Genomic DNA, 12,780 nt, shown 5'->3' on the forward strand with positions numbered 1-12,780 from the left:
TTTGAAATAGGCTTTCAAGGACAAAAACAGCCTAGGGATAAAGGGAAATGTCCTTGAAACTGGTTTTCAAGGACAAAATTTACCATGACAACAGGGAAAGCGTCCTTCAAATTGATTTAGAAGGACAAAATCCTTGAGGTGCATTGGAATTTTGTCCTTCATACTTATTCCTGTATTATGATATTTTTGTAGCTAATAAGTGAATCCGATAACAAATTGATCCCGATCTTAACCTTTTTATACTAAAAATGCTCCTAATGCAACCATCGCTTTCTTCAGCGCTTGTTCATAGGCTTTATCCTTACCAATTACTGACCGGAAATCTGCCATATCTCGAACAGTAGAACGCCCTTCAATTTCATACCCATTATCAAAGATTAAAAGACAAATAGTTGATTTATCGCTCATTCGATGAAACTTCTTCTCAACTATCATTTCCTCTAGCTTTCTCCGTTTATCATCCTTAATCCCCGCCGTTCTCGAATAAGGGATGACGATATGGTCATACATATGAAGGTTCTTACATGTTACGATAAGAATATCTTCACCTTTATGCTCAACATTATTAATCTCTCCACATTTAGGACAAATACTTTCAATAACCATTATCCCATCTCTCCCTTTAGGTTCATTTCAATCTTACTGGGTAATCTGTTACTGATCAAAGGATTAATGCAAAAAGATTGGTCCTATTCTTTAGCAGTCACGGCTCCTTAAGAAAACAATTTTCAAATTGCGTTTACGTAATTTTTGAAATTTTCCTTATTTTATTACTATTTTTCAAATCGGTCAACCTACAAATTAATACACTTTTTCAAAAAATAAGAGGACGAAACTCATTCCGTTTCGCCCCCTTAAAAAACAATTTAACTACCAGGTTAAGGTTTCACAATAGGTTTTCATGATTAAGAAACTGTCCGATAAATTCATAGACGGACTTGTCCGGATTCCAGTTACCCTTTACAGGAAAAACAAAAAATGGATGGCGCTTAGCGCCATCCAAAATCTTTATCCTTTTTGGATTTTTCCATCAATGATGGTCATGACAATCTCCGTTTGTAATAGTTCATCAGGGTCTTCCAGAGACAAAATATTTTTAGAAAACACCGTCATATCAGCTAATTTACCTCTGGTGATTGTTCCTTTTAGGTGCCCTTCGTTTGTAGCATAGGCGCCGCCAATCGTAAACAACTTTAGGGCTTCCAACATCGATAATTTCTCTTTTTCATTCCAACCTTCATGTGATTGGCCAGGTGCTCTACGCGTAACAGCTGCGTGAATACCGAGCAACGGATCAACTGGTTCCACTGGGGCATCAGATCCACCCGCACATAAAACACCTGACGAGAGCAAGGTTTTCCATGCATATAAATTATTTTCTCGCTTCTCCCCTAGTCTTTCTTTTACCCATGGATAGTCCCCTACCACAAATCGTGGCTGGATGTCGGCAATTCGGCTAGGAGAAACCATGCGCTTAATTAAATCCTCTCGAAGCACGGAAACATGGATTAATCGATCTCGATGTTTAGAAGGTTGGAATCGGTCCAGGACATCTAAGACATTTTCCAAAGACCGATCGCCAATTGTATGTACAGCAATAGGTAAACCATGGTCTCTAACATTATTTACAATCTCTAACAATGCTTCTTGGCTATGCATGGCTTCCCCGTATTGGTTCGGTTCATCAGCATACGGTTCTGATAACAGCGCGGTTCTTCTTCCTAACGCTCCATCGGCAAAAATTTTAATTGCGCCAATTTGTAATTTTTCATTTCCGTATCCGGCATACATTCCTTTTTCCTTCAATTCTTTTAGGAAGGGATAATCAATAAGAAGATTGCAGCGCAGCCCTAGTTGTTCTTGATTTATTAATTCATCATACATCCTATAGGTTTGCCCCAGCCCGCCCAAATAAGCGGGATCATTGGAATGGACACTCGTAAGCCCCTTTTTAACAGCAAATTTCATTGCTTGGTCCAAACCTCTCTTTAACTCTTCATATGTTTTCTCCGGTATGTATCTTGTAATAAGCTGTGAAGCTGATTCCAGAAGGAGTCCAGTTGGTTTTCTCGTTAATGGATCAACAACGACCCTCCCCCCCTTCGGAACTTCAATTGCTGGATGGTAATGCGCCAGTTCAAGCGCTTTGCTATTCACTAAAAATGCGTGATGACATATCCTTTTTAAATAAATGGGACAATGTGGTGCGACATAATCCAATTCCTCGATCGTTGGGATGATACCATCCTCAAAGAGATTTTCATCCCAGCCCATACCAATCAGCCAGTTACCTGGATGAATCGTACCCGCTCTCACTTTTATTTTTTCAAGCATTTCATTTTTTGATTTAACTCCCGTTAGATCCAGATCTAAAAAATTGAAAGCAACACCTGAAAGATGCAGGTGACTATCAATTAGCCCGGGAGTTACCATCTTTCCTTGTAAATCAATAATGTCAGACCCAAATCTCCCCCATTGCAGGACCATGTCATTATGTGATCCAACATCAAGAATTCTTCCGTTCTCCACTACCACCGTCTGAGCCTGGGTATAGTTTTCATCTAATGTGTAAATGAATCCGTTTGTATAGATCGTTTTTGACACATAAACCCCTCCAGAAAAAATGATTTATTATAAAAGAAGTGAATCTTTTTCTAAAAGAAATGAAGAAGTAAAATTTAGAGGAGATAAATCTTCTGATTAATGGTAAGAAACAAGCAGTCGGATAGTGACACGACTGCTTGTATTCTTCCATATAATGATCCATTTTAATAATGTTGGGTTTAAAAAAAGTTGCTTTCATCTTCATTAACTGTCATGCTAAAGGAGAAACTAGACAAAATAGAAAAAACATAAAGGTGACTAACATGATTGAGATCAAGACTTCAACACTTAGCGATGGAGAGTTAAATAGAGGAGTATTTGCGACGCGTGATATCGCAAAAGGTGAGCTTATCCACGAAGCGCCTGTCCTTCCCTACCCCAACAGGGAGCATGAACACATTGAAAAAACGCTTCTTGCTGATTACGCATTTGAATACGGAAAGAACCATTCTGCCATCCTTTTAGGGTACGGTATGCTATTTAATCATTCGTATAAGCCTAATGCCCATTATGATATTAATTTTAATAATCATACATTTGAGTTTTATGCTTACACGGATATTAAGGCCGGAGACGAAATATTAATCAACTATAATGGCGATGTGGATGATGATGAACCACTTTGGTTTGATAAAGAAAAAAATGATAATGGTGAAGAATAAGTGAAATAAGTTTTCTAGGGTGAAAAAAGCACTCAGCTGAGTGCTTTTTTTATCTATCGTTAGTATCGACCATATGCCACAAAGAGGGCTAATAGTAAAAAAATGATATTCATCAATATTGCTTTACTTTCCTTGCGCTTTGCATGAAATATTGCAGCAAAAATCATGACTAATGCGATTCCCAGAGCAGCAATTGGGATTAATAATTTCCAAATCCCAAAAATCCCCGGTGCAATTAATCCTATTCCGCCTAGCAGCTCAGCAACACCGATAAAAACGACCAATCCCTTTGAAGTATCCTCTACCCAAGGCAGACTTGCCAGGGCTTTATCATACTGAACTTTTGTTGATCCAAACGCAATAAAGGCTAGACCTAAAACCAGCTGAACAATCCATAAGGCAATATTCATTGAAATACACTCCCTTTAAAGTGTTTTTTTCTATTTCTTTTGCCCGAAAAATAAATCCCGCCAAAATGAAAAGTATCAATGGAATCATTGCAAACACAAAACCTTGACCGAGTGTAAGGTAAAGCAATACATTTTTGGTTCACACAAAATTCTAGGGCTAAAATCTAAACAAAACCTTTATACTGCGTAGTACCTTACCTTAAAATTGCCCCGCCTTTGTTTCAAAAATGCTCGTATTGTTATATATTCAACAAGCTTTAACTTCATTACTATGCTTATTCGCAACTTTAGGTAGCTATCCGCAACACGATTTCACTTATTATAAGGTAAAGAAAAAATCCCTGGATCGTTTTGGATTCAGGGATTTTTTGATTAGGGGCATTCTTCTTTTTTTGAAATTTCTATACCAGCATCTGAAACAGCGTACTATCCTTATTTACTTCCCGGTATAAAAATCCTTTTGCTTTGATTCGCTCAATCAATGGAAGGTAATCTTCTTTATCTTTTAGCTCAATCCCAACCAAAGCCGGTCCTCTTTCACGATTATTTTTCTTCGTATATTCAAAATGGCTAATGTCATCATTTGGTCCGAGAACATTGTCCAAAAACTCGCGTAATGCTCCCGGGCGCTGAGGAAATTGAACGATAAAATAATGTTGCAATCCCTCATAGATCATCGAGCGTTCTTTGATTTCCTGCATCCGGCCGATGTCATTGTTCCCGCCGCTGACGATACAGACCACTGTTTTGCCCTTGATTTCTTCGGCATATGTATCCAATGCAGCAATCGACAGGGCACCAGTCGGTTCAACGACAATGGCATTTTCATTGTATAAAGACAATAGGGTCGTACAGACTTTGCCTTCTGGTACAACTACAATATCATCGACAAGATTTTTACAAATGGTAAAGGTTTTCGTGCCGACCGTTTTTACCGCTGCCCCATCGACAAACGAGTCAATATCCACTAGAGAAGTCACTTCTCCCTTCGAAATCGATTCTTTCATCCCCGGTGCCCCAAGCGGCTCTACTCCAATTAGCTTCGTTGACGGGGAAACATGTTTCATATAGGTACCGACACCTGAAACGAGTCCGCCTCCGCCAATTGCCGCAAAGAGATAATCGATGTGTTCCTCGCAATCATTGAGAAGCTCAACGGCAACGGTACCTTGCCCGGCAATTACATCACGGTCATCAAAAGGATGAATAAAGGCACGATTTTCCGCTATACTGCATTCCACCGCTTTTTCATAAGCATCGTCAAACGTATCGCCCACTAAAACAATTTCGACATTTTCCTTACCCCAAAATTTAACCGAATTGACTTTTTGTTTCGGTGTAGTATTCGGCATATAAATCTTCCCATTGATATTGAGGATGTGGCAGGAGTAGGCGACCCCTTGCGCATGATTCCCCGCACTTGCACAAATAATTCCGTTTTTTAATTCTTCCTCACTGAGCTTCTTGATACGATTATAGGCTCCGCGAATTTTAAATGAACGAACACTCTGTAAATCCTCCCGCTTTAAATAAATATGCGCGCCATAGCGTTCGGACAATAAATGATTGTATTGCAGAGGTGTTGGAGAAATAACATCCTTAATGGTGTGGCTTGCAATAATAATATCCTCTACCGTTACGGCCTTTTCCTTGTTATCAACTTGTTGATTCATCATGTGTTCCCTCCAAATTGGAAATATGCTGTTTAAATTGTTTTCATGAGTTCCTATCGATTTTTATACAACAAAAAACCCGCCCCCATAATGTATAGGGACGAGTTAACTCGCGATACCACCCTACTTCCGCAGCAAAACACCAAACTACAGCTGCGGCTCTCGATCAACGTACAATAATACGTGTTCCATTATAACGGCGGACTGTTCCGGCATAGCTTACTTTCACTTTTCAGCTAAGCATCTCAGAGATGATTTTCAGATATGTCCTGCCATCGACTTCCACCATTTGTCGACTCTCTGGAGAACAAGGGGCAAATCCTACTCTTCTCTTCATAGACTCATGTTAAATTATTAATAAGGGTACCACTGGAAAAGGACTACGTCAATATTTTTTGACTATTTTTATTATTTTGTTAATTTAAAAGCGCTTACAAATCCAAAAACTTACATCTGAAAGAATAAAGGAGCCCTCACTGGGACTCCTTTACTCTTTATGTTTCACTTTATTTTTTGTAATCTTTATTTTTAATTCATTTTTGTAATTCTAAAGGTAAACCAAGAGGCACATTGTAAGGACTTGTTTCAATAGAAGCAGTTTTAACCTTTATTAGATTAACGTTTTTTCCTGCGTTAAATACACCGGTTTGGTTATAAGTAATCGTTATCATAGGTAAATTTAAATTAATCATAAAGATTATAATCCTTTGATAATCGATGATGGATTCTCAATTACATCCGGATCAATGATAGATGTTACGGGGGTGTTAAGACAGAAATCGCCGTTATTTAACGCACCGGTTTGAAACTTTTGATTAAAAGCAGGAGCATTTAGAATTCCCCCAAGACCTGCAATATTGAAGGAACCCCCATGCTGGACAGTTGTGACCTTAATGGCGCCAATAAAGATTGGCAACATATTACACCTCCTAATAGTAACCATTTGTATAGGCTGGAAAATCGATAACATCAGGATCATAAATTGGGTTGTAAGTAACCATTGAATTACCGTCGCCGTTATTTTGCGTACCAATCTGGTTTTGGGTGTGGGTAATAGGATTAATGTGGAAGGTCGTACCGATATTAATCCCTCCGCCACCTGCAACATAATTAACCTTTAGCAAACCAATATTAATATTCATCGTTCGATGGTTTTAGTCCACTTGAGTCTAAAGGAATCGCTGCCTGCGGGAGTTTTGCGTTTTCTAATTGTTTTATATCGTCAACTGGAAATTTTTCATCTCCAAAAACAATGGTATCCCCATGTGATTCTCCATATTTATTTAACGTCATTCCGACATTCACTGTTCCATTTAAGGCTATAATTTTAAAGTTGTTAATGTTACAAATTAAATTTCTGACTAAAGCCATTCCACACCTCCTGAATGCCTGACTGCTATAGAATATGACTAAATGGAATTAATTGTGTTTTATTTCCCTTATTTATATTTGGTAAATACTTTCCTATAAGAATATTTTTTCTTTAAAGTTGCAAAAAGCAAATATAAATGGCTTTTAAAAATGGAAACTTATTGCACATTGCTTAAATGATTCCACTTCTCGACCAAAGCAGCTCACAGGATTCACGGTAGTAGGTATGAAGCTGTTGTACAAACAGACCATTTTTACCGGGCATTTGAAGATCTTCAAATTGTGAAATCGGTACGATTTCTTGAATGGAATTCGTGACAAACATTTCTTCCGCGGAAGCAGCATCCTGATATCGGTAAAAGCCCTCAACAATCCTCATCCGATTACGTTTTGCTAGTTGGATAATAAACTGGCGGGTAATACCATTTAAAATGCCAGTACTAAGCGCAGGTGTATACAAGGTGTTGCCTTGTTTCCAAAAAATATTGGAGACAATCCCTTCTGCGATAAACCCTTCTTCTGTTAAAAAAATACCTTCTAAGCCTGTAGCGTCCCCAATCTCTCTTTTGGCTAACATATTATTCATATAATGATGTGACTTTAGGCGATCCAAGCCCTCGGGAGTGTTTCGTTTCAGCTTTAGGATGACTGCTTTTTTTTCGGTCATTTCTTTCGTTGCCGGCAGTGATTTAGCGAATATGACAATGTTGGGTTCCATGTACGGTGCTACCTGCAACCCAACCTCTCCTATTCCCGCAGATACATTAAACCGGATATAAGCATTTGTTAACTTGTTTGCCTCTAATAATTGCTGCAGTACCTTATTTGTTTTCTCTCGATGAAATTGCTTCTTAATATTCAAAACTTCCAACCCGGCGTTTAGCCTCTCTAAATGGTCATCTAGTAAGAAGGGATGCCGTTTATACACTCGAAACGTTTCAAAAAGTCCCATCCCATATAAGTAACCATGATCGAAGGGAGATATTCTAGCTTCATCTTTATTTACGATTTGACCATTGATGTATAGATACATATTAAGAACCCTTTAGCTCTAGTTTTTTTTCTGAAAAATTTTCATAATGGTGAACGAAATTTCGTAAAAGCTCTTTTCCGGCGATAGTCATAATCGATTCCGGGTGAAATTGAACTCCTTCGATCGGCAGTTCTTTATGACGGATGGCCATAATTTCTCCTTCTTCCGTCCAGGCAGAAATTTCAAAGCAATCAGGCAGTGTTTCCTTCTTTACGATTAAGGAGTGATACCTTGTAGCTGGAAAGGGATTTGGGAGATTTTCGAAAATCGTTTTCCCATCATGAAACATATCTGATGTTTTCCCGTGCATTAACTTCTCGGCTTGAACAACTTCTCCCTCAAAGGCTTGCGCAATCGATTGGTGACCAAGACACACACCAAAGATCGGAATTTCACCTGCAAATGCCTTAATCGCCTCAAGGCTAATGCCTGCTTCATTCGGGCTGCAAGGACCCGGCGATACCATTAAAAACTTGGGGCCAAGCCTTGATATTTCTTCAATGGTGGTTTCATTATTTCGCTTCACAATTAAATCTTCCCCTAGTTCACCTAAATATTGAACTAAGTTAAAGGTAAAAGAATCATAATTATCAATCATGAAAATCATCGCTTTTCCTCCGCCATTTCTTTTGCCTTCCATAATGCTGCCGCTTTTTTAAGTGACTCTTTATATTCATGCTTCGGATTGGAGTCGATGACAATACCTGCCCCTGCCTGAACATGTGCTTTTCCTTCCTTAATAAGCATGGTCCGAATCACAATATTTAATTCCAAATCACCGCTAAAATCAATCCAGCCGAGCGATCCTGTATAAATTCCCCTTTGTACAGGCTCTAGCTCTTCGATTATTTCCATGGTTCGAACCTTTGGGGCTCCGGTAATTGTTCCGCCGGGGAATGTGGCGTTAATAATATCATAGCTCGTCTTATTTTCCGCTAACTCTCCTCTTACATTGGAAACAATATGCATCACATGGGAATATTTTTCGATGACCATAAATTCATTGACTTCCACCGTCCCGTACGTACAGACTCTTCCCAGATCATTTCGTTCTAAGTCAACGAGCATTACATGTTCGGCCCGTTCCTTTTCATTTTCAATCAATTCATTTGCTAGTTTTAAATCTTCAGCTTCGTCCTTCCCTCGCGAACGAGTGCCTGCAATCGGGCGGGTGCTTACTTCCATTCCGTTTTTTTTCACTAACAGCTCCGGAGAACCGCTCACTAATTGAAAGTCCGGTGTGTGAAAATAGGCCATATAGGGAGAAGGATTTAATACTCTTAATTGTTCGTATACAGCAATCGCTTCCACTTGAATGGGCTTTGATTGCCGCACAGAGAGATTAACCTGAAACACATCCCCCTGGGCAATGTATTGTTGAACCTTTTTCACCGCATCAATAAATTGTTGTTCATTCATAGACACTTCTAAATCATCTTTTTTTATCGGTTGTGCTTTAATCGGTGTTAATTGAGAATGCTCTTCCATCCAGCATGTTTCCCATACCGAAACTCTCTCTTCTATAGCTTCATCCTTTTCATACAAAAATAAAAGCCATAAAACTTGTTTTTGATGATCAAATACAAACCATTCTTTAAAAATAAAGAAATATAATTCCGGGAGCAACAAATCATCATTTGCTAGTGCCGGGAGTTTTTCAATATAACGTGCATAATCATAACTTATGTATCCAATCGCCCCACCCTGAAAATCGGGAACGTCCTCAAGTTTCTCAACGTGATATTGCCCCATCCATTCTTTGAATAAGGATAGTGGATTTCCGTTGAGTATTTTAGTCCCATGATGATCTTGGATGGTTAATTGATTGTTTTTTCCAAATATAATCTTATCAGGCTGAAAAGCGGCAATGCTGTATCTTCCGCCTCTGCCGCTTTCTAGCAATACATGATGGCTGTATTCTTTAGAAATACATAGGTATTGTGAAAAAAACTTCGAATTCTCAAAAGGGATTTTTTTACAATGTAGATGAAGCTGATTCAATGGCTGTCACTCCTATATCATTTATCTTTTTCATCATACATGAAGATTGTTCTTTTTTCATAGTGAAAATGCAAAACATTGCTGATGCTTGATGGTTACGAGTAAATTTGTATTAGCCAGGTCTTTATTGGCTAATTAGAAAATAGGGACATGTAAAGCTATGACCTTCATTTTATTTACAAATTCAGACTGCTTTTTTATAAATTTATTTTAGCAAACCCTAATGTATTTTCATATTTTTCTATTTTTTTGAAAACGCTGTATAATGTAATCATTAATAACAAATAAAGGAGAAATTTTGATGGGTGAACTTGTGAGAAAATTCCGAAATATTCCAACTACCTGTATTTCTGATGCAATGGATGGATTAAACAATTTACATCCCTCTATTAAACCTCTAAAGGAAGAATACAAGCTTGTCGGTAGAGCTTTAACGGTTAAGATTCCTGTCGGGGATAATCTAGCTGTCTTAAAAGCTATTAGAGAAGCGAAACCGGGCGATATTATCGTCATTGATGCAAAAGGTGATCAATATCGGGCGATTGCAGGCGATTTTGTTGTCGGAATGGCACAAACCCTTAGTGTTGCAGGCTTAGTCGTCGATGGTGTCATCCGCGATATCGTCGGTATTAAAGCATTGAATTTTCCCGTCTTTTCAAAAGGTACGGCTGTCGCAGCAAGCGGTAAAGCTGGAGTTGGCGAAATAAACGTACCGATCTCCTGCGGTGGCACTACGATCCATCCCGTAGATATCATTGTCGGGGATGCTGACGGTGTCGTTGTCATTCCACAATCCATTGAACAAGAAGTCTTAGCCAAATCACTGGAAAAATTGAAGACAGATCAAATTCGCGAAGAAAAAATTGCTGGAAATCCAGAAGAGATTATCAAATACTTAGATAAAATGCTAACAAAATAATCTTCATTAAGGAGAGATTTCAATGATTATTCCCTACAATGGTATATCACCATCCATACACGATTCTGTTTTTGTAGCACCAGGTGCCTTTCTTATTGGAGACATCAAGGTTGGAAAGGATTCGACGATTTGGTTTAATGCCGTTTTACGCGGTGACGAAGGTCCTATTAAGATTGGCGAACAATGCAGTATCCAGGATAACACCACCATTCATTTATATGAAGGTTCTCCAGTTGAGATTGGAGACGGTGTTACTGTGGGTCATAACGTGATTTTACATGGCTGTAAGGTTGGCAGCCGTTCGATAATCGGGATGGGCTCCACGATATTAGACAATGTGGAAATTGGCGAGGAATGCATTATCGGTGCCAACACGCTGCTAACCAGCGGGATTAAAATACCTCCCCGCTCACTCGTGGTTGGCTCCCCTGGGAAAGTTGTACGTGAATTGAAAGAAAAAGACCTGCAAATGATCCAAATGTCGATTGACGTTTATGTGCAAAAAGGAAAAGAGTTTAGAGAGATACTGAAATAAATTTTCGGATTAAAACGAATAAGCACTCTGGATACAGGAAACCCGATTTTCCCCTATAATAAACAACCAAGGACCGCTTCATAAGTGGTCCTTGGTTGTTTATTTTTGGTAAAGTCTTATTTCCGATCCATATCTTTAATTGCCTCCGATAAAGCATCCCAAATAATTTCAACGTCATCCTCATCGGTACGCCAATTACTGAAAGCTGCACGAATTGCAGGTGTACCTTTGTACAAGGTTGGTGTCATAAACACCCGTCCATCTTGTTTTAATAAGTCAAGATATTTATGAATGACATCCATTGTTATTCCTTCTGTCGCTAGCGTAAAACAAACGACATTCAATCTGGTCGGTGCTGCCAATCGGAAAAATGTACTTTCTGCCACCCGTTTAGTTAGCAGCTGTGCCATTTCTACATTTCGTTCAACAATTTCCCGATATCCGACTTTCCCATATGCATTTAGGGTAAACCATGCGGGAAGAGCACGAAAACGACGGGAATTTTCAGGTGTCAGGTGAACAAATTCCGGATTATCAATCGAATTACCAAGATAAGCGGCATTGTTTTGGAAAACTTCCACTTGTATATCCTTATGGCGGGTAAACTGCATGGCAGAATCATAGGGAACATTAAGCCATTTGTGTGCATCAATGGTAATGGAGTCTGCTTGATCAAGACCGTCAACCAACTCATGATACTTCGGAGAGCATGCCGCAAATCCACCGAATGCTGCATCGACGTGTAACCAAAAGGTATATTCATCCTTCAGCTTCACAATTTCTCTAAGATTATCAAAATCTACTGTATTCACTGTCCCTGCATTTGCGACAACGATACAAGGCTCCCCTTTCAGCTCTCTCAGAAACTCTCTTAATCTTGATATATCAATGGCTTCTCTATCAGGCAAACACGGGATACTTTGAACCGACTCTCTTCCCATTCCAAGCATTGAGAGTGCCTTATAAATGCTGGAATGGGCACAGCCGCTGACAACTTTCATTTTTGGAAGCAAAAATAACCCCTGTTGCGAAACATTAATCCCATGCTGATGTCCGAACCATTGCCTTGCAATGGCAAGACCGACAAAATTCGCCATTGTCGCACCCGAGACGAAAGATCCGCTATAATTTTTAGGTAGTTGAAATAATTCCTTTAACATATCGATAGTTTCCAGCTCGACCTTCCCTGCAACAGAATCATCTGTACTGGCAACATTTTGATCATAAACGCTAACAAGCCAATCACCAGCAATCGCTGCGGGGGTTGCACCACCTGTAACAAAACCCAAGTATCGGGAACCAGCACTTCCACTGAGAAAGGCAGCATATTTTTCTTTGAAGTTTTCTAGAGCATTCATAGCTCCTATACCTTCAACAGGAAGTTTATCTCTTTGGAGCGTTGGCGGTTGGAATGCTGCTGCCCGAGACTCAAGGCCCTCAAAAAAATGGATAGATTCCTTTATAATTTGTTCTAAAATCATTTGAATCACATTGAAATCTTCGTTCATTTTTTTTACCATTTCATTACCCCCTGAACGGACAATTATTGATTATGTTTTTGGTTAAATGAAA

The 12,780-nt window shown here is 39.1% G+C and carries 15 protein-coding genes and 1 other annotated feature; of the genes, 3 read left to right on the plus strand and 12 right to left on the minus strand.

What is annotated here, in order from left to right; genetic code table 11:
* Nucleotides 1–237: 237 nt before the first annotated feature.
* Complete coding sequence (locus J2S10_RS16455) at nucleotides 238–606, minus strand: Gp49 family protein (protein ID WP_307409703.1); 369 nt, start codon at nucleotides 604–606, stop codon at nucleotides 238–240.
* A 402-nt stretch (nucleotides 607–1,008) separates the two neighbouring features.
* Nucleotides 1,009–2,604 (minus strand): amidohydrolase, encoded by a 1,596-nt coding sequence (locus J2S10_RS16460; RefSeq protein WP_307409705.1) that lies wholly within the window; start codon nucleotides 2,602–2,604, stop codon nucleotides 1,009–1,011.
* Between the two features lie 263 nt (nucleotides 2,605–2,867).
* Between J2S10_RS16460 and J2S10_RS16465 the strand changes: the two genes are divergently transcribed.
* Nucleotides 2,868–3,266 (plus strand): SET domain-containing protein, encoded by a 399-nt coding sequence (locus J2S10_RS16465; RefSeq protein WP_307409707.1) that lies wholly within the window; start codon nucleotides 2,868–2,870, stop codon nucleotides 3,264–3,266.
* Nucleotides 3,267–3,325: 59 nt separating this feature from the next.
* On the opposite strand, the gene J2S10_RS16470 is transcribed toward J2S10_RS16465, so the two are convergent.
* The 9 genes from J2S10_RS16470 to pabB all read right to left on the minus strand — a co-directional run bounded on the left by J2S10_RS16470 (nucleotide 3,326) and on the right by pabB (nucleotide 9,754).
* Nucleotides 3,326–3,676, minus strand: a complete 351-nt coding sequence (locus J2S10_RS16470) for a DoxX family protein (protein WP_307409710.1) — start codon at nucleotides 3,674–3,676, stop codon at nucleotides 3,326–3,328.
* Nucleotides 3,677–4,077: 401 nt separating this feature from the next.
* A complete protein-coding gene (ilvA, locus tag J2S10_RS16475; protein ID WP_307410054.1) occupies nucleotides 4,078–5,349 on the minus strand; it encodes a threonine ammonia-lyase IlvA in 1,272 nt (423 codons plus the stop codon).
* Nucleotides 5,350–5,442: 93 nt separating this feature from the next.
* Nucleotides 5,443–5,695, minus strand: a binding site (T-box leader).
* 187 nt (nucleotides 5,696–5,882) lie between these two features.
* Nucleotides 5,883–6,041 carry a hypothetical protein gene (locus J2S10_RS16480; RefSeq protein WP_307409711.1) on the minus strand — a complete coding sequence of 53 codons (159 nt, stop codon included), beginning with the start codon at nucleotides 6,039–6,041 and terminating at the stop codon, nucleotides 5,883–5,885.
* Between the two features lie 5 nt (nucleotides 6,042–6,046).
* Nucleotides 6,047–6,268, minus strand: a complete 222-nt coding sequence (locus J2S10_RS16485; protein ID WP_307409713.1) for a hypothetical protein — start codon at nucleotides 6,266–6,268, stop codon at nucleotides 6,047–6,049.
* Between the two features lie 10 nt (nucleotides 6,269–6,278).
* Nucleotides 6,279–6,491 (minus strand): spore germination protein, encoded by a 213-nt coding sequence (locus J2S10_RS16490; protein WP_307409715.1) that lies wholly within the window; start codon nucleotides 6,489–6,491, stop codon nucleotides 6,279–6,281.
* Nucleotides 6,481–6,720 carry a hypothetical protein gene (locus J2S10_RS16495; RefSeq protein ID WP_307409717.1) on the minus strand — a complete coding sequence of 80 codons (240 nt, stop codon included), beginning with the start codon at nucleotides 6,718–6,720 and terminating at the stop codon, nucleotides 6,481–6,483. The genes J2S10_RS16490 and J2S10_RS16495 overlap by 11 nt, the downstream gene beginning before the upstream one ends.
* A gap of 172 nt (nucleotides 6,721–6,892) precedes the next feature.
* On the minus strand, nucleotides 6,893–7,753 hold the full coding sequence (gene pabC, locus J2S10_RS16500; protein ID WP_307409719.1) for an aminodeoxychorismate lyase: 861 nt from the start codon (nucleotides 7,751–7,753) through the stop codon (nucleotides 6,893–6,895).
* A gap of 1 nt (nucleotide 7,754) precedes the next feature.
* Complete coding sequence (pabA, locus tag J2S10_RS16505; RefSeq protein ID WP_307410056.1) at nucleotides 7,755–8,360, minus strand: aminodeoxychorismate/anthranilate synthase component II; 606 nt, start codon at nucleotides 8,358–8,360, stop codon at nucleotides 7,755–7,757.
* Complete coding sequence (gene pabB / locus J2S10_RS16510; RefSeq protein ID WP_307409721.1) at nucleotides 8,357–9,754, minus strand: aminodeoxychorismate synthase, component I; 1,398 nt, start codon at nucleotides 9,752–9,754, stop codon at nucleotides 8,357–8,359. Before pabB ends, pabA begins: the two co-directional genes overlap by 4 nt.
* Nucleotides 9,755–10,055: 301 nt before the next feature.
* On the opposite strand from pabB, the gene J2S10_RS16515 reads away from it, so the two are divergent.
* On the plus strand, nucleotides 10,056–10,673 hold the full coding sequence (locus tag J2S10_RS16515) for an RraA family protein (RefSeq protein WP_307409723.1): 618 nt from the start codon (nucleotides 10,056–10,058) through the stop codon (nucleotides 10,671–10,673).
* A gap of 22 nt (nucleotides 10,674–10,695) precedes the next feature.
* Nucleotides 10,696–11,208, plus strand: coding sequence for a gamma carbonic anhydrase family protein (locus J2S10_RS16520; protein WP_307409725.1), 513 nt, complete (start codon nucleotides 10,696–10,698; stop codon nucleotides 11,206–11,208).
* A 116-nt stretch (nucleotides 11,209–11,324) separates the two neighbouring features.
* Here the strand turns inward: J2S10_RS16520 and J2S10_RS16525 are convergent, their stop codons facing one another.
* Nucleotides 11,325–12,728 carry a pyridoxal phosphate-dependent decarboxylase family protein gene (locus tag J2S10_RS16525; RefSeq protein WP_307409727.1) on the minus strand — a complete coding sequence of 468 codons (1,404 nt, stop codon included), beginning with the start codon at nucleotides 12,726–12,728 and terminating at the stop codon, nucleotides 11,325–11,327.
* Nucleotides 12,729–12,780 lie beyond the last annotated feature (52 nt).

This window comes from Neobacillus ginsengisoli (genome assembly GCF_030813055.1).

Excerpts from the sequence above, each read along its gene's own strand:
- J2S10_RS16455 (WP_307409703.1), bottom strand. The coding sequence starts at position 606 with ATGGTTATTGAAAGTATTTGTCCTAAATGTGGAGAGATTAATAATGTT.
- J2S10_RS16465 (WP_307409707.1), top strand. The coding sequence starts at position 2,868 with ATGATTGAGATCAAGACTTCAACACTTAGCGATGGAGAGTTAAATAGA.
- J2S10_RS16470 (WP_307409710.1), bottom strand. The coding sequence starts at position 3,676 with ATGAATATTGCCTTATGGATTGTTCAGCTGGTTTTAGGTCTAGCCTTT.
- ilvA (WP_307410054.1), bottom strand. The coding sequence starts at position 5,349 with ATGAATCAACAAGTTGATAACAAGGAAAAGGCCGTAACGGTAGAGGAT.
- J2S10_RS16480 (WP_307409711.1), bottom strand. The coding sequence starts at position 6,041 with ATGATTAATTTAAATTTACCTATGATAACGATTACTTATAACCAAACC.
- J2S10_RS16485 (WP_307409713.1), bottom strand. The coding sequence starts at position 6,268 with ATGTTGCCAATCTTTATTGGCGCCATTAAGGTCACAACTGTCCAGCAT.
- J2S10_RS16490 (WP_307409715.1), bottom strand. The coding sequence starts at position 6,491 with ATGAATATTAATATTGGTTTGCTAAAGGTTAATTATGTTGCAGGTGGC.
- J2S10_RS16495 (WP_307409717.1), bottom strand. The coding sequence starts at position 6,720 with ATGGCTTTAGTCAGAAATTTAATTTGTAACATTAACAACTTTAAAATT.
- pabC (WP_307409719.1), bottom strand. The coding sequence starts at position 7,753 with ATGTATCTATACATCAATGGTCAAATCGTAAATAAAGATGAAGCTAGA.
- pabA (WP_307410056.1), bottom strand. The coding sequence starts at position 8,360 with ATGATTTTCATGATTGATAATTATGATTCTTTTACCTTTAACTTAGTT.
- J2S10_RS16515 (WP_307409723.1), top strand. The coding sequence starts at position 10,056 with ATGGGTGAACTTGTGAGAAAATTCCGAAATATTCCAACTACCTGTATT.
- J2S10_RS16520 (WP_307409725.1), top strand. The coding sequence starts at position 10,696 with ATGATTATTCCCTACAATGGTATATCACCATCCATACACGATTCTGTT.
- J2S10_RS16525 (WP_307409727.1), bottom strand. The coding sequence starts at position 12,728 with ATGGTAAAAAAAATGAACGAAGATTTCAATGTGATTCAAATGATTTTA.